Annotated in this window: 12 protein-coding genes and 1 pseudogene; 8 read left to right on the forward strand and 5 right to left on the reverse strand. The window is 39.5% G+C overall.

From position 1 onward, the window contains the following. Positions 1-7: 7 nt before the first annotated feature. Positions 8-553: pseudogene (locus V2H77_RS03160) on the forward strand (AraC family transcriptional regulator); the annotation flags it as partial. A gap of 52 nt (positions 554-605) precedes the next feature. Here the strand turns inward: V2H77_RS03160 and V2H77_RS03165 are convergent. After that, complete coding sequence (locus V2H77_RS03165; protein ID WP_341497647.1) at positions 606-2,048, reverse strand: 6-phospho-beta-glucosidase; 1,443 nt, start codon at positions 2,046-2,048, stop codon at positions 606-608. Positions 2,049-2,089: 41 nt separating this feature from the next. After that, positions 2,090-3,403, reverse strand: a complete 1,314-nt coding sequence (locus tag V2H77_RS03170) for a glycoside hydrolase family 30 protein (protein WP_341497648.1) — start codon at positions 3,401-3,403, stop codon at positions 2,090-2,092. Positions 3,404-3,631: 228 nt separating this feature from the next. Between V2H77_RS03170 and V2H77_RS03175 the strand changes: the two genes are divergently transcribed. Next, entirely contained in the window at positions 3,632-4,510 is an 879-nt protein-coding gene (locus tag V2H77_RS03175) for a PhzF family phenazine biosynthesis protein (protein WP_341497649.1), read from the forward strand. Between the two features lie 84 nt (positions 4,511-4,594). On the opposite strand, the gene V2H77_RS03180 is transcribed toward V2H77_RS03175, so the two are convergent. Continuing rightward, positions 4,595-5,056 (reverse strand): helix-turn-helix domain-containing protein, encoded by a 462-nt coding sequence (locus tag V2H77_RS03180; RefSeq protein WP_088372944.1) that lies wholly within the window; start codon positions 5,054-5,056, stop codon positions 4,595-4,597. 669 nt (positions 5,057-5,725) lie between these two features. Here V2H77_RS03180 and V2H77_RS03185 point away from each other — a divergent pair. The 3 genes from V2H77_RS03185 to V2H77_RS03195 all read left to right on the forward strand — a co-directional run bounded on the left by V2H77_RS03185 (position 5,726) and on the right by V2H77_RS03195 (position 8,349). Beyond that, entirely contained in the window at positions 5,726-6,769 is a 1,044-nt protein-coding gene (locus V2H77_RS03185) for a hypothetical protein (RefSeq protein ID WP_341497650.1), read from the forward strand. Between the two features lie 176 nt (positions 6,770-6,945). Further along, positions 6,946-7,248 (forward strand): antitoxin of toxin-antitoxin stability system, encoded by a 303-nt coding sequence (locus tag V2H77_RS03190; protein WP_445935452.1) that lies wholly within the window; start codon positions 6,946-6,948, stop codon positions 7,246-7,248. A gap of 192 nt (positions 7,249-7,440) precedes the next feature. Beyond that, positions 7,441-8,349 (forward strand): LysR family transcriptional regulator, encoded by a 909-nt coding sequence (locus V2H77_RS03195; protein WP_341497651.1) that lies wholly within the window; start codon positions 7,441-7,443, stop codon positions 8,347-8,349. 58 nt (positions 8,350-8,407) lie between these two features. Here V2H77_RS03195 and V2H77_RS03200 read toward each other — a convergent pair whose 3' ends face one another. Next, positions 8,408-9,520 (reverse strand): alkene reductase, encoded by a 1,113-nt coding sequence (locus tag V2H77_RS03200; protein ID WP_341497652.1) that lies wholly within the window; start codon positions 9,518-9,520, stop codon positions 8,408-8,410. Between the two features lie 509 nt (positions 9,521-10,029). Continuing rightward, positions 10,030-10,950 carry an alpha/beta hydrolase gene (locus V2H77_RS03205; protein WP_341497653.1) on the reverse strand — a complete coding sequence of 307 codons (921 nt, stop codon included), beginning with the start codon at positions 10,948-10,950 and terminating at the stop codon, positions 10,030-10,032. Positions 10,951-11,224: 274 nt separating this feature from the next. Here V2H77_RS03205 and V2H77_RS03210 point away from each other — a divergent pair, with 274 nt between their 5' ends. The 3 genes from V2H77_RS03210 (at position 11,225) to V2H77_RS03220 (ending at position 16,509) form a co-directional block, all read left to right on the forward strand. Then, on the forward strand, positions 11,225-11,467 hold the full coding sequence (locus V2H77_RS03210; protein WP_341497654.1) for a type II toxin-antitoxin system Phd/YefM family antitoxin: 243 nt from the start codon (positions 11,225-11,227) through the stop codon (positions 11,465-11,467). 448 nt (positions 11,468-11,915) lie between these two features. Beyond that, positions 11,916-12,836 (forward strand): glycosyl hydrolase family 18 protein, encoded by a 921-nt coding sequence (locus tag V2H77_RS03215; RefSeq protein ID WP_341497655.1) that lies wholly within the window; start codon positions 11,916-11,918, stop codon positions 12,834-12,836. A 226-nt stretch (positions 12,837-13,062) separates the two neighbouring features. After that, positions 13,063-16,509, forward strand: a complete 3,447-nt coding sequence (locus tag V2H77_RS03220; protein WP_341497656.1) for a molybdopterin-dependent oxidoreductase — start codon at positions 13,063-13,065, stop codon at positions 16,507-16,509. The last annotated feature ends 196 nt before the right edge of the window (positions 16,510-16,705 follow it).

The following is a 16,705-nucleotide window of genomic DNA, read 5'->3' on the forward strand; positions in this document are numbered from 1 at the left end:
ATTTTGAAGTTTATTGGGTATAGATAATGAAGAAATAGCCCGTTTCCTTTCACGTACCGCACTCTCTTCCGTCGTGCAAGGCACGCAACAAATGGGCTATCAAGCCGCAAAGTTGCTTCATCGACTTCTTAAAGGCTACATGCCTAAAAAATATCATCGTCAGTTAATTCCACCTTTAAAAGTTATTGCAAGGCAATCGACAGATTTTCGAGCATTAAAAGATCCCGCAGTCATTCAAGCAATGCATTATATTCGTCATCACGCTTGTAAAGGGATAAGAGTTGAACAAGTTATTGATGCTGTTGGTATGTCACGCTCTAATCTTGAAAACCGTTTTAAAAATGAATTTGGACAAACAATGCATACTATCATTCATAATGAAAAGTTAGATAAAGTAAAAAACCTTTTAATACATACCTCTATTTCAATCAATGAAATTGTTACCGTTTGCGGCTATTCTTCTTTACATTATTTTTACTCCATGTTCAAACGAAACTATAATATGACTCCTAAAGAGTATCGAGATAAATATAAAATCACTAAAGAGAATTAAATATTTAAAATTAATAAGCCATCCCAAAACAACAGGATAGCTTTTAATTTAATTAGATATCTTCGCCATTCGTTGCTATAACTTCCTTATACCAATAAAAGCTCTTTTTCTTATAACGCGCAAAGTCCCCATTGCCATTGTCATCAACATTGACATAAATGAATCCATATCGTTTACGATATTCGCCAGTTGAAAAAGAGACGCAATCAATACATCCCCATACAGTATAACCGAGGATATCAACACCATCGAACAAAATAGATTTTTTAATTTCAGATAAGTGTGATGCTAAATATTCAATACGATAATCATCATTGATAACACCATCTTGAGGTAATTTATCAACGGAACCCAATCCATTTTCAACGATAAAAATAGGTTTTTGATAACGTTCATATAACTCAGATAAACTGTATCGAATGCCTATAGGATCAATTTGCCATTCCCACTCAGAAGACTTCAAATAGGGATTGAGTTTTCCTTGCTCAAAGAAGGAGAGGGATTGACTATTTTCTTCTAACATTTCCGTGGATGAAGAGACAATATTACTCATATAATAGCTTATCGCTAAATAATCAGCGCAACCTTCCCGTAACCAATTTAAATCGCCATCTTCAATATGAAGTTCTATATTCTTTCTTTCCCATTCTTTAATAAGATAAGATGGATAATATCCACGAAGTTGAACATCACTAAACAGATATTTCTGACGCATGGCTTGTTGTGCATATAAAACATCTTCTGGCTTACAGCTCTCTGGATATAATGGCGACATATGGATCATGCAGCCAATTTTAAAATTAGGATTTATTTCATGGCCTAATCTGACAACTTTTGCACTCGCAACAAATTGATGATGAATGGTTTGATACATGACCTGTTCTGGATTATCGTGATCCTGATAAATCACGCCTGAATTACAATAACCAAATAGTGGATATTGCCAGTTTATTTGGTTATTAATTTCATTAAATGTAATCCAGTATTTGACTTTATTTTTATATCTTTCCATAACCGTTAGGCTAAAATTCATAAAAAAGTCTATTACTTTTCGGTTATACCAACCACCATATTTCTTAGCCAAGTGATAAGGCATTTCAAAGTGAGATAAAGTAATAATGGGTTCAATGTTATATTTCAACAATTCATCAATAAGATCATCGTAAAATTTTAAGCCGGCTTCGTTAGGTTGTAATTCATCACCATGAGGAAAAATTCTTGACCAAGCAATTGATGTCCTAAAACATTTGAATCCCATTTCTGCAAATAATGCAATGTCATCTTTATAATGGGAATAAAATTTCACACCTTGATGATTAGGGTAGATTTTATTTTCCTCAATACCATTAGTTATGACACGATCAACACCGTGCTCTCCTTTTGTCATAACATCAGCAATACTCATTCCTTTGCCATCCTGATCCCAATGACCTTCAACTTGATTAGCGGCAACCGCGCCGCCCCATAAGAAACCGGTAGGAAATTTATTCTTCATAAGTAACTCCTGATTATTATCTTTATCAAAAATCTACTTTCTTAGTTAAAGATAATAGAATTAATCGAGTTAGATTCCAAATAAACAGACCAAATTTCATTATTATAACTAATATTTATTTTTTGCTTTTCTTTATAAGAGTTATTTATATTCACCACAAGGGAACCCGTTTTATTCTCGAAAGCAACGGCATTTCCTGACATATTACCTTCTAATTCAATATGTTGTGCATCAGGTAAAATTAAACCCGAAAAATGGCGCATGACATAATACTCTGGATTATATATCACTTTATTTATTCCTTTAGGAATACTTATCATGCTATTCTGTTTCCAACCCCAACTACTTTCCCCACCTGAATGCAGCACCATATTCCAGTACAAATAACCATTAGCGCCATTGGTTAAATAGTGCCTGAAAAGTGTAAATACATAATGAGCATATTCCCAACTATTGTGACCATCACCACATTCATTTTCAGTTTGATAATATTTTAATTCTGGATAGCTTTGTACCGTTCTTTGAATAGCATTTTTTCCTTGCCATTGATAACCAACACCTTTTATATATTTATAGGCCCCCGCATCACGTAATACCCAGTTTGCATAATCATCATAATCCCGCCCAATTTCTTTAGAGAATTCAGGGGCATTAATAGTACCTAGCCAAATCTCAGTTTTTACATTATTTTGTTCGAATTTAGGTCCGAGATGTTTTTTTATAAAATCTCTTAATTGCTCACCGCTCCATACACAAGAAGGGAATTTTTGATCCGCAGCAACTTCATTCTGAATATGTATTTGATTAATTAAAATACCTTCTTTCTGATACTCTTCGATAAATTTTACGAAATATAAAGCATAGGAATCCTGGCTTTGAGCATCACGCTTTAATCTGCCAAAATTATAGACTTGATGAGTCTTAAGCCATACCGGAGGGCTCCACGGTGAAGCAGATATTTTTAAATTTGGTTGTCTTTTTAAAGCTTCCCTTATATAAGGAATTAATAAATTTTTGTCTCTTTGAATTGAAAAATGAGCCATATTATAATCATCTTCAATATCGTTTAAACTATACCAGGAAACAGCATAATCGCTGGCGCCTATCGGCGTTCTAGCTAATGTTAATTTACATTCTCCATCTGGCGAAAATAGTCTATCTAAAACGGTTTTTCTATTCTCTTTATCCAGATCTAATAAAGCTTTCATCCCAAGTTCATTAAAACAACCGCCAAAGCCATCTAGTTTTCTACCTCGCTTATTGGTGATAATTAAATTAGCTTTTTCATCTGTTTTTTTAATCGATAATCCTTCTTTCCATTGTTCTTTATTATTCGTATAGATAAGTTTGATCATGATTTATTGTGTCCCATAAAAGCATTAATTCATTGCAACCAATTAAACATAATTATTTTAATATTAGTATTATGTTATTTCACAAATGATTTAATTTAATTGTTTTCTTTGAGTTTCATCACATATATTTTACCGAAATTATTCTTTTATTATAAACCACCGTGTTAAACGGTATATTCTCTGATACACTTCTAAACTGCTTTCTACCACTAAAAATAAGGAAATTTCATGTCTCTCGTACCATTTAAACAGGTTGATGTATTCACTCACCGGCCTTTTAAAGGCAATCCCGTCGCCGTTGTTATGGATGCTCAAGAACTTTCACCGATACAGATGCAGGACATTGCCAACTGGACCAACCTTTCTGAAACCACTTTTATCCTGCCGGCAGAAAATCCATTGGCAGATTATCGTGTACGAATTTTCACACCCGGTAGTGAACTTCCTTTTGCCGGTCATCCCACGATTGGTACCGCACATGCTCTTCTTGAAGCCGGTTTAATTCAGGTGAGAGAAGGGCGTATTGTTCAAGAGTGTGGGGCGGGATTGATTACATTGAACGTTACTGAAATGCAATCAGGACATAAATCAATCACCTTCGAACTGCCAGAACCCACCATCACATTGCTTAATACTGAACAAACAGATCGCCTCGAAAGTATTCTAGGTTGCCAGTTAGATCGCGCGTTAACACCCGCGCTTATTGACGTAGGAGCTCGCTGGATTGTCGCTCATACTGCGGGAGCAGAAGCCGTGCTGGCAACAGAACCTGATTATGCCAGGTTGTATGAGCACGACACGCAAATGAATATCACCGGGGTTTGTCTGTATGGTGACTATCGTGAAGGAGCAGAAGCTGATATTGAAGTACGCTCTTTCGCCCCGTCATGCGGCGTCAATGAAGACCCTGTTTGCGGTAGTGGAAACGGCAGTGTTGCCGCATTTATGCGCCACCACAAAGTAACAATGATTGACGATAAAGTCGTTCATTCATCACAGGGCAAAAAACTTGGCCGTCAGGGAGGTGTGTGGCTCAGTCATTCTGATGGTAAGATTTTTGTCGGCGGCAATGCTGTAACCTGTATCAATGGCGCCATCACAATCTAAAGAAAGAATGCATCAATAAGTCACGCAGCCTAGCTGGATACAACACACATGCATCAAGCAAAACAGGATACGGAGAATGAATCATTAGTAAATCCCTAATTCCTGAGCTTGATTAGCTAATGCCTTCATAGCCTCCATACTCTCGGCGTTACGCTGCTTTTTATATTCCATCAGATCAGCAAAACGAATACGCCGATGTCTACCTGTTTTATGGAAAGGAAGACAACCATCTTCTAGAAGTTTAACCATATGAGGCCGCGATACATTCAATATGTTTGCCGCTTCCTGAGTTGTTAGCTCAGCATGAACAGGGACAATTTGCACTGCATTACCTGAAGCTAATTCACTTAAAATTTGCACTAGCATAGTAAGTGCAGATGTAGGCACTTCAATTTGATGAGATTTATGATCATCACTAATAATTGAAATTTGCTGAGTTTCAAGTTTTGTCGAAAGGAACGCTGAAAGTTCACGCAGCCCCTTTCCAGCTATTTCACTTTCGCGTTTAGCCGGAAGATTTACATCAGAGAAAGTGGAAGTAATCATGTTGCACCTGTTAGTCATTTATTTTGACTTAGCATATTAAACGAAATAAACGAAAATCGCAATAAACGTAACGCAACTGTTTTAAGCAGAATCTGATACGTTTTTGTAATAACAATTTCCAAGGCAACTATTCTCAGTGGAAGAGCCAGATTTAGCATATCGTTCGAAAAGCGCCAAATCCGCAATCAATAATGATTTTTAACCCACATTAAATAATTCTATCCGAACCTCAAGCCAAGATTAAATGATAATGAATCCACGTTATTTGATAATGAAAATGCTCTTTTTTGATGGATATACTGACGATTACCATAGAACAGATTTATGAATTAATGGTGATATCGAAATCAACACTCTATAAATATATCGATGCAGCAAAACTCTGAAAGCTCTGCTTATATGTTATGGGCGATTCAAAATTATAAGTAACGGATTGAATTAATCACTACTGAATTAATTCCTATTGAAATTCTCAATGAAACATAGGAACAAATTCACCAGCATTTAAAACAATCTATACCCTATGGATTTCAAGATGCATCGCGACGGCAAAGGAACGAATCCCCGGGAGCATAGATAATTATGTAACCGGGGTGAGTGAGTACAGCCAACAAAGAGGCAACTTGAAAGATGCCAGGTATAGTTATTAACTAAACTTAAGGAGTCTATATGGATAATAAATTTCTTTCTTTATTGCCAGTCACACTGTTTTTTTTCTCCTCGTTTTCCATAGGAGCAATTCAGGAAACGAGAATGATTAACTTTGAAAATAAAATTTCATTACCAAAAAATACAGAAGAGCAACTATATAAACTTGGAAACGAGCTGTATAGCGCATCTGTTGACAAGTTGTATTCTGCAAAATATTGGGGCAAGTATGGTACTTTTTCAAAGGTTGGCATAGAGGTTCAGGGAAGTTTAGCTTATGGAATGGCTCTGGATGGTCCATCGGATCTTGACATTGCATTTGTTTATAAATACAACAATGGCGACTCTATGGATAAACTTAGCCCGGTTAAACTAAAGGATGATGCTGTCAATGTATTCAAGGAAGTTTTTGGTAGTAAATATAATTATACTATTAAGACTCCCGTAGTAAATTTAAGTAACAGTACAGAAGATATCGATATTGCATTTTTCAATGTTCTGAACAAATCAGCGCCTTTATGCTCTATCGATAAAAGGTGTTCTGAATTGAACTATGGAAAAGATGCTGCCACATCAGAATGGTATCGTTCAGAACGTCTGAGCTTATACTCCGAACTTGATAGTGTTTTCAGTAAAAAAACACCCAAAAGAGAGATAATTAATCGCTCAGGAAAAATATTAAAAGTATGGCGGGAGAAAGTTTTTTCCGATCAAGATGTAAAGATACCCTCAATTGCCTTAGTTACTATGATTTACGATTTCAGTAAGGATAAGGGCGCTACATATAATTATAATAAATCGACAGATACTCTTCGTGATGTCACCAGCTATAGTATTATTAAGTATTTTAAGAATGATAAATGTGAAGGTGCTCCAAATGCAGAGATTGACTTGCCTGTATATCAGCAAGATCGAAACCTCTTAAGTAAATTAAGTTCATCACAACGTATTAATACCTGCCTGAAATTAGTTGAATTTAATAAAGCACTTATAAGGGCAACATCAGCTCAGGTAAGCGAAGCTGAGTCAGTTAAAATTCTTGAGCCTTTTATTGGTCGGTTCTGAGTTTTAAAGAAAGCGCCTAAAGATATTTAGGCAGGCGTGAGATTAGTATAGCAAATAAAACCCCATCTCCGGCTTTGTTGAATAAATCAGTCCAGGGAAACAATTCTTCCTGGACTACATATGCTAGAAAATCGCACAGAGTAATGAGATTATATATGCTTTATTGGTACAGAATAATGATTTTAGAAAGTCAGACCATGACGAAACAAGCCGTTTTTACGATGAAATTAGAACCTGAACTACATGCCGAATTTATGGCTGAAGCCGAAGCTGCTCACCGCCCAGCCTCACAGGTGCTACGCGAACTGATGCGCGAGTTTATTCAACGCCAACGTGAGGAACGAGAATACGATAACTTCCTGTGTCACAAGGTAGAAGCCGGGCGAGCCTCAATGCGTGCTGGTTTGGGCCAATCTAATAATGATGAGGTCGAAGCCGAGTTTGCCGCACGGCGTGCCAATGTGATGGGCCAAGCGTGAAAGTTATGTGGCCGCCTATGCACAAAGTGAAGTAGTAGCGACAATCATTGACCATTGACGATAAACACTGAACTTTATTTATCAATGCCTATCACTGATATAAAGGTAGAGCAGAAGAGCTAAACTGTAGCGCATTATTCAAAAAATAAAATTGAGTAGGCGATCCATCCTCAGAGTGTCTTAGGAGTACAAATGGAATTGAACAGAATCGGCGATATTGCGGCTTTTGTTGCTGCGGTACGGGCCGGAAGTTATACACAAGCGGCGGGTTCTTTGGGGCTGACTCGCTCTGCCATCGGTAAGAGCATTGTGCGCCTGGAGACCCGCTTAGGCGTAAGATTGCTGAACCGAACCACGCGGCGGCTTAGTCTGACAGATGAAGGACGCATTATGTTCGAACGCTGTCGTCAGATCCTTGAAGATCTCGAAGAAGTGGATAACACGATGGCAATGCGTAGGGTAAATCCTACCGGGACGCTGAAATTAACCGCGCCGATCTCCTTAGGGAAACGCCATATTCTTTCCTTGCTGGAAACTTTCCTGCAACGCTGGCCTGAACTACAGGCGGATATTGCCTTTACTGATCGTTATGTTGACTTGATCGAGGAAGGGTTCGATATTGCCATTCGCATTGGTGAGCCAAAAGATGATTCTCGTATCCTTACACGTACCATCGCTACTCAACAGATGATTACCTGTGCATCACCGGATTATTTGGCCCGGCGAGGTGTACCTGAAACGCCGCAGGTGTTACATGCACACGACACTATTTTCTTCCTGAGTGCGGATAAACGCCGTTCCTGGCGTTTTGAAACTGCGGAAGGAACCTACATTTTTGAAGGTCCAGGACGGCTAAATATCGATAGCGCGGAAGCTATGCTCGAATCGGCGCTAGCAGGGTTCGGTCTCATTCATCTACCTAGCTATGTTGTTGGCAAAGATCTTAGTAACGGTAACCTTGTCCCTGTGTTGGAAAATTACCATGTTGAACCCGAACCTATCCGAATCATTTATCCAAGTAAAAAGCATCTTTCCCCTCGCATTCGGGGATTTATCGACCTCTTGGTAGAAAGCTGGGAAGATGGCGTACCTTGGGAGTAAGAAGATGAAGGCGCTTTAATGGTGGTGATTATCACTGTCATTAAAGCGCACAGTACAATTACGCGCTTAACTGCTCTAAAGTTGGATAATCGGTGTACCCCTCAGGGCCATTAGCATAGAAGAATTCTGGGCGCGGCTCGTTCAGGGGGGCGCCAATTCGCAGGCGTTCAACTAAGTCAGGATTAGCGATAAAGTTTCGTCCGAATGCCACTGCATCAATTAATCCTTTTGCAATCAGTTTCTCCGCTTTCTCGGCAGTATAAGCGCCTGCCGCGACAATCACACCAGGATAAGCCTCGCGGATAGTTTGACGAAATGCTTCACTGAAAGGTTCTCCTCCAGCCCAATCAGGCTCGGAAATGTGTAGATAAGCCAGATTACGTTTTGCCAACTCGCGGATCAGGTAAAGCGCGGCTTTCTCCTCATCTTCATAACGACTTAGACCATTATATGGCCCTAGCGGATAGATACGGATGCCAATCCGATCAGAACTCCAACTTTCAGTGGCGGCATCTACTACTTCCAGAGCAAACCGCGCACGATTCTCAATACTGCCGCCATATTCATCATCACGTTGATTAGCTGCTGGCGACAAGAACTGATGAATAAGGTAACCATGTGCGGCATGGATTTCCATCATGTCGAAGTCAGCTTCTTGCGCATTGATGGCTGCCTGACGGTAATCGCTGACAATCTGATGAATTTCATCTTTCTTCAAAGCTCGCGGCTTGGACGTGTCGATTCGAATCACATTGCCTTGAGCGTCTCGCACCGAAGTCCGCGTATTAGCAAAGATCGCAGAAGGCGCCACAGGAGCTTGCTGCCCGGGTTGAAGAGATGAGTGAGATATTCGACCCGTATGCCATAATTGCACATCGCTAAGACCACCAGCTTGATGAATTGCTTCATTAATTTTTTTCCAGGCGCTTATCTGTTCAGGCGTATGCAAACCGGGCGCGCCTGAATAACCTTTCGCCTGAAATGAAACCTGTGTAGCCTCAGTGATGATCAATCCGGCGCTGGCACGTTGACGATAATATTCAGCCATTATTGATGTGGGAATATCGCCGGGTTCAATACTTCGCAAGCGGGTAAGAGGCGCCATAAAAATACGATTAGGCGTAGTAATAGCACCTATTTTTAATGGATTAAACAGATGGGGAAATTTCATAAACCCTCCTTTATATGCGACTGATAAATATCCAGACAAGGAAACGTATTTGTATTATTTTGTTGATGAGAGAAGGGTAATTGGTGGGAAAGTTAGTTTCAATAGTTTTAATTTTATGCATAAATCCAGTGAATTTGTAATTCATTGTTTTAATTGATTTTAACTTCAATTAGGGAGAGTATGTACCTTAATATGGGAGCAATATTCCCCAAGTCGCTGATAATCAAACCTCAGAAGGGAAGGGGAGTTAAGAATAAATATATTGAGATAAAGTCAAAGACTGTTTAGTTAAAATTTATATTAGTTAAAACTCACAGAAATTAATGCTATTTCCATATGATGAAGAATCTAATTTGCTAATATTTTCGAAATGACACTAATCAAATCCCCGGAAGAGAAAGCGGTCATCGTTCATATTGAAAGGAACAACTACCAATGCCTGTCCCCTGATGATTCCAGAATCATCGGGCCAATGTTTATCAAATTGGCCCGAAACAGATGATGCTTTATCAACAAAAGCGGGGCTTTTTGTAAAATACTTCAACGGATGGCGTCACCGCAATCATATGCATCGCACCATGTACCATTCCCTCAATAATTTCAATCTGCACAGACACACCGGCATCCCTTAACTGCTGTGCATAAGATTCTCCTTCACTTCTTAACGGATCGTATTCGCAAAGCAAAATAGTTGCATCTGGCAATCCTTCAAAATGCGTTAAATTAGCAGGAGAGATAAGTGGATTTGTTCTGTTGTTGTGCTCACCGATATATGCCTGCCAAAAGAATGTCATCATCTGTTTTGTCAATACATAACCTTCACCATATTTATCGTGTGAATCCGTTTCCATTGACGCATCTAAAGCTGGATAAAATAGCAATTGATGGCAAATAGCAGGCCCTTTTTGGTTTCGCGACATCAAACAAGCTGCAACGGCAAGATTACCCCCTGCGCTATCACCACCGACCGCGATTTGTTGCGTATTGATACCAAATTTTTCTGTATTATCCGTGATATAGCATAGAGCCGCATAGAAATCCGTTAGTGGTGCCGGAAAAGGATTTTCGGGGGCAAGCCGATAGTCTACCGAGAAAATAACGCAACCCGTTGATTCCGCTAGCTTACGACAAGGACGATCCCAAGCATCAAGACTGCCTACGCACCACCCACCGCCATGAGCATAAACCAGCGCAGGTTTATCGCTCATCTTTTCTTTTCCATAAGGTACATACACGCGAACAGGAATGGGGAAACCATCCTCTGCGGGAACAATAAAGCTGCTATTATATGTCGCATCGTTCCACTCACCCTGTTGTTGGATAAGAGTATCCTCGATGACGATACGAAATTGTTCCAGGGAAGAATTTGCTGTTATTTCAATTTCAGGCATGGAAGCAAGCCATTTTTCAACATTTTTATCAAGCGGCATAATAATGACTCCTCTGTAAATAAGGTGATTGCCAGATGGCAAAATTTCTCGTATCGCGTACTCAGCCCCAATGATAGCTAAAACCAGCATAGATAATTGTGCACGAGTTGGGCAAATCACCGAAAAATACGCCAAAATCACCAAAAGACATTGATAATAATTGAGAATAAAAAAACCACCGGAGAAAAAGACCTTTTAAGTGGTCTTTTCTGTTTCTCTTCTGAACAAAGAAAGCTACTATAAGATTTACTAACAAGTCTTTTGGAGTATTTCTATGGCTAACATAATTCTGTCAGATATTAGCGCAAGCATTAGTGAGCTTAAAAAGAACCCTATGGCGACCGTTAATGCTGGGGCTGGATACCCTGTTGCGATCCTAAATCGTAACCAACCCGTGTTTTATTGTATTCCTGCGGAACTCTACGAACAGATACTTGATACTTTGGACGATCAAGAGCTTATTCGACTAGTAAATGAGCGTAGAGGACAGGCATTGGTTGATAAGAGACTAAGATAGATAAGGGAATGTCAGATGCTCTGTCGTTAGTGATGATGCAAAATCCAAATCTGGATTTTCAGTGAAACTGAATTTGCATTCAAAGCAATACATAGAATAAATCCATATTATTTACGTAATAACTGCAAAAATCAGCAGGAATTATTATTAGATAACATAATATCACCAAGAAATTAAAAAGGTGGTTAATTTTAATATTATTGAAAATTAAGTCTCGACACCCAATACAACAGAACTATCTCAATCTGGGGAGCATCGTCTCCCCGTTACTGGTTTGAAACAATAGATAACCCTAACTTAACTGAAGAAAAATAGCATGCCCGTTTCGCGAACAATTGGCAGACTCACGAAATCATGATACGAAAGGAGATTCCAAAATGCTCCAAAGATGCCTACGTAATCATTGAAATTTTATGGCGTACTTGTTCCTCAGATAAGAGGTTTATTCATGATCTTAAAAAATATCAATCTGTTGAAAGTTGCATTTATCGTTGCCTTCGCAACAAATCAATCTTTTGCAGCAAATAATGTTGCATCTCTGAACAATCCTTCACCGCAGCATGTCAAGGATATCGGTAATTTTGTTGTGAAACGAACTGAAAAACCATTCTTTTCCGATGTTATATTATTTGCAGCCAATATTAACAACAGCATATCCAATAACCCTGTACTGTTTTACAACGATGAAATAAGCTCGATACTTAAAGAAAATATTTCCCTAGTGAAAAATTTGCAAAAAAAGGGCATCAGAGTTCAATTATCCTATCTAGGCAATCATCAAAATGCAGGTTGGTCATGTAATATGAGTAAAGCAATGGCAACGAAACTTGCCAATGAAATGGTAAATGATGTCATTAAATATGGGTTGGATGGAATTAATATCGATGATGAATATTCAACATGCTATGGTAATCGTCAATCCTTCTATTGGGTAGCAGATGCAATCAAAAGTCATCCACAATTTGCCCAAAAGGTACTGACCAAAGCCCTGTGGTCAGATTATCTCTACTTCAAAGAGCCGACAAACATAGCAAATTTACTGGATGCAGGTTACGAGATGACTTACGTCAACGCCAGTGCTAGTAAGCTAGCTCCATACGTTAACTTCGGGATGAAGAAAGAAAATTTGTGGTTGGGTGTCTCCCCCGAAAAAAATTCGCTATCTACAGTGCAGAATATTACCAGCTCGGTCATCAATAATGGATATAGCGGGATGATGGTCTGGTCACCGAATACAATATTTACAATTGACCAAGCATCTCAATATTATACCAAAATCATCAAAGCAGAAGAGGGGATAAATGAAGAAGTTATCTATGTCCCGGATACAGCAAAAACAACGCAAGTAAGTAACATTAATATGCATTAGTTCAATATATGAAGTTACGTGTGGAAAATTCAAAAACCTTCTATACGTGAAATTGTTTATTTAGTTTTCTAATTACAATGAAATTTGCGAGAAAAATATAAAAATGATGAGTTATTACGTTGTTAATCCTTTGGCTAATTAAGACGGAGCCAATAATACGCACTGGTATCAACCCTCCGCAACAACTGTGAAGCAAACATTTTGTGAAGTTATATGAGGTTATTTTATGAAGAGCGAGTTTAAAGAAGGATACTGTACCCTCTGTAGATCGAGATGTGGCACTGTCAACGAAGTTCGTAACGATACATTGATAAAAATCAAGCAGAACCCGAATCACCCCACCGGCAATGCTATATGTATGAAGGGTAAAGCTGCACCAGAATTAGCTCATAGCCCTAACCGGATTCTTTATCCTCTTCGTAGGACAAATCCCAAAGGGGATGCAGATCCAGGCTGGGAAAAAATCACCTGGGATGAAGCTTTAAAGTATGTTGCTGAGAAACTGGCTTTCTATAAGGCTGAGTCTGGCGCAGAATCGGTTGCTTTCTCAATCACCTCGCCTAGTGGGACACCTCTGAGTGATAGTCTTGAATGGATAGAGCGCTTCGTTCGAAATTTCGGCAGCCCTAACGTCTGCAATGGTACAGAGTTGTGTAACTGGCATAAAGACGAGGCACATAAGTTTACCTTTGGATGCAATATTCCTGTCGCTGATTACAGAAATGCCGAGCTGATCATTTTATGGGGACACAATCCAACAAATACCTGGCTTGCACAAGCTGAAGCTATTGGAACAGGCAGAAATGCCGGCGCCAAACTTATCGTTGTCGATCCTAGACATACGGCTCTTGCCAGAGAAGCTGATAATTGGCTCAACATCAATCCTGGGACGGATGCCGCGTTAGCCCTCGGGCTAATAAATATCATCATAAATCGAAGAGGATATGATCAGGCATTTGTAACACGGTGGACGAACGCCTCATTGTTGGTACGAAATGATAATGGTCTTTTCTTGCGAGAAAAAGATATAAACATTTCAGCTAAGAAAAACAGGTATGTTGTCTGGAATAATATAACTCAGTCTCCGCTAACGTATGATATTCACGAAAATGTGCCATGTGATGAAAATGATAATTATGCTTTATTCGGCAAATTTTCGGTTAACTCTGCGAAAGATGTAAATAAAAAAATACAATGTAAATCTGCATTCCAACTACTTATAGATGAGTGTCAACAATACACTCCTGAATATGTAGAGAAAATCACAGGCATAACCAGAGAAAAACTCCTATATGCAGCAGATTTAATCATGTCTTCCAAGCGAATTGCTTATCATTCTTGGACTGGTGTAGCTCAGCATACCAATGCGACCCAAACTGAACGAGCAATTGCCGTGCTGTACGCATTAACGGGGTGTTTTGACACTCAGGGAAGCAACAGGGTGTATAATAAGCATCCCGTTAATCCAGTGAATGCCCGCAGACTTATGCCGAAGGAACAGCAAGAAAAAGCACTTGGCTTTAAGGAAAGACCGTTGGGGCCACCGCTAGATGGCTGGATAACATCACAGGATCTGTATCAAGCAATCTTGCGCAAACGGCCTTACCCTATTAGAGCTATGATGGCATTTGGTACGAATATGTTGTCATCTCATGCTGACACAAAGATTGGGATAGATGCGCTAAAACAGCTTGAATTTCATGTTCATTGTGATCTCTTTGAAACGCCCACAGCACATTATGCTGATATTTTACTACCCGTGAATACGCCCTGGGAGAGAGAAGGGCTACGTGTAGGATTTGAGATTTCAGGTGAGGCAGAGGAACTAGTTCAGTTAAGACAAAGAATGATTTCGCCTCGGGGAGAAAGCCGGTCAGATAATGAAATTGTCTTCGATTTGGCCTGTCGCTTAGGCATGAATGATATATTCTTTAATGGCAGCGTTGAAGCGGGATGGAATTATATTCTCGAGCCCATTGGCTTGACCGTAGAGTCGTTAAGAGAAAAGCCGGAAGGAATTTCAATTCCATTAATTCAGAGTGATAGGAAATACGCGGGAATCGATCCAGCTAAGAACACAGTTAAAGGTTTTGATACTGAAACAGGAATGGTTGAAATCTATTCTGAGAAATTGTGGCGGCATGGTTATCCACCACTCCCGATATATGATGAACCAAAAGAGAATGTAAACTCTGAGTCACATTTCCCTTATCGACTGACCTCGGTAAAAAATGGCTTCTATTGTCATAGCCAACAGAGAAGTTTAACCAGTCTACGTAAAAAATCACCTTATCCTAAGCTTGATATAAACCGTAAATTAGCTGAAAAGAAAGGTATTAAAAATGAAGATTGGGTAGAGGTCATCACCCGCAACGGCAAGGCGCGTTTTAAAGCTTCGTTAGATGATAATATTGCTTACGATACGATAATTGCTGAGTTTGGTTGGTGGCAAGCGTGTCCCGATTATGGGAAAGAGGGTTTTCCCGTCATAGGAAAAAACAGCAGTAACTATAATGCGCTCATTTCTGACGACTCTTGCGATCCTATCAGCGGCGCTTCTCCGCTCCGTTCATTCCGCTGTGATATTAAACTCGCAGAAGATGTTAACCCGGAGAGAAGGCCGTGGCAGGGTCGTAAGGCATTTCGGGTTATAGGTACAAAACCCGAAGCCCAAGGTGTCAAAACCGTTGTTTTTGAGTCAAAAGATGGAGGAATGTTGCCTGATTATGAACCGGGCCAGCATATCACGGTACAAGTTTCCATACCTGGACAAGATAATCCTGTCATCAGGGCCTATTCTCTGACAGGAACGGCAATACAGGAAGATAGAAAGACTTACAGTATCTCCGTGCGACATCAGAAAAGCATAACTTCTAACGGAGAAATTTTTGAAGGCGTCATGTCTTCATATATTAACAGGGCACTGGTAGCAGGAGCCGAAGTGGATCTGACTCCTCCGGGAGGAAACTTTATTATTCCGCTTAATACTAAGCAACCTGTTGTTATGTTGGCAGGAGGAATTGGTATTACTCCATTCATAAGTTATCTTGAATCTCTTCCAGCTAACAGTGAAAAACCTGAACTCTTATTACTGTATGCTAATCAAAACAGCGATACACATGCTTTTTCCAAAAGGCTAAAAGAGCTTGAGTCAAAAATTAAGAAGTTGAAGGTAATCAACTATTACAGCAATCCGCTACCCGTGGATGTTGAGGGTATTAATTACCAGCATCACGGATATATTACCACGGATGCCGTTCCTGAATCGCTGATTAAACAGCAAGCTCGTTTCTATATGTGTGGCCCGGCTCCTATGATGAAAACTTTCGAAGAAGGTTTACTCACTCGGGGAGTTCCACCTTTTGATATCTATAAAGAAGTGTTTCGATCGCTAACTCCGGTAAAAATCAAAGACGGAAAAAGTTTCACCGTTAAATTTGAAAAATCTGGCGTTTTTCTTAAATGGTCTCCTGACAGAGGAACACTCCTTAATTTTGGCGAAAAAAGTGGTATTAAGATGGCAAGTGGATGCCGGGTTGGACAATGTGAAAGTTGTGCTGTGAAATTAAAAAGCGGCGAAGTGCAACATTTAAATGATGTAGAACCTTCAGAGCAAGGGATGTGCCTGACTTGTCAATGTATCCCTATCACTGATATTTCCATTGATGCCTAAAAGAATACTAAGGTAACTTGCAGAGACGTTCAGGGAGAAATGTACGATGATGACATTTCTCCCTCGCTCATTGTCGAGGTCACTTGCCGTCATAAAGATAAGGGACTGAATGGCAGGATCAGCAGCAAATAAATTTAACTTCTTTTTAGCGGAAATTAAGTCTATAAAATAACTGATATATACCCAATGGATTTCA

This window comes from Photorhabdus sp. P32, assembly GCF_038085095.1.
Lineage (GTDB): Bacteria > Pseudomonadota > Gammaproteobacteria > Enterobacterales > Enterobacteriaceae > Photorhabdus > Photorhabdus luminescens.

What these genes read in the sequence shown, in the direction of transcription:
- V2H77_RS03220 (WP_341497656.1), top strand. Translation starts at nt 13,063, where the DNA reads ATGAAGAGCGAGTTTAAAGAAGGATACTGTACCCTCTGTAGATCGAGA.
- V2H77_RS03205 (WP_341497653.1), bottom strand. Translation starts at nt 10,950, where the DNA reads ATGCCGCTTGATAAAAATGTTGAAAAATGGCTTGCTTCCATGCCTGAA.
- V2H77_RS03180 (WP_088372944.1), bottom strand. Translation starts at nt 5,056, where the DNA reads ATGATTACTTCCACTTTCTCTGATGTAAATCTTCCGGCTAAACGCGAA.
- V2H77_RS03190 (WP_445935452.1), top strand. Translation starts at nt 6,946, where the DNA reads ATGATTTTAGAAAGTCAGACCATGACGAAACAAGCCGTTTTTACGATG.
- V2H77_RS03195 (WP_341497651.1), top strand. Translation starts at nt 7,441, where the DNA reads ATGGAATTGAACAGAATCGGCGATATTGCGGCTTTTGTTGCTGCGGTA.
- V2H77_RS03200 (WP_341497652.1), bottom strand. Translation starts at nt 9,520, where the DNA reads ATGAAATTTCCCCATCTGTTTAATCCATTAAAAATAGGTGCTATTACT.
- V2H77_RS03210 (WP_341497654.1), top strand. Translation starts at nt 11,225, where the DNA reads ATGGCTAACATAATTCTGTCAGATATTAGCGCAAGCATTAGTGAGCTT.
- V2H77_RS03175 (WP_341497649.1), top strand. Translation starts at nt 3,632, where the DNA reads ATGTCTCTCGTACCATTTAAACAGGTTGATGTATTCACTCACCGGCCT.
- V2H77_RS03165 (WP_341497647.1), bottom strand. Translation starts at nt 2,048, where the DNA reads ATGAAGAATAAATTTCCTACCGGTTTCTTATGGGGCGGCGCGGTTGCC.
- V2H77_RS03170 (WP_341497648.1), bottom strand. Translation starts at nt 3,403, where the DNA reads ATGATCAAACTTATCTATACGAATAATAAAGAACAATGGAAAGAAGGA.
- V2H77_RS03215 (WP_341497655.1), top strand. Translation starts at nt 11,916, where the DNA reads ATGATCTTAAAAAATATCAATCTGTTGAAAGTTGCATTTATCGTTGCC.
- V2H77_RS03185 (WP_341497650.1), top strand. Translation starts at nt 5,726, where the DNA reads ATGGATAATAAATTTCTTTCTTTATTGCCAGTCACACTGTTTTTTTTC.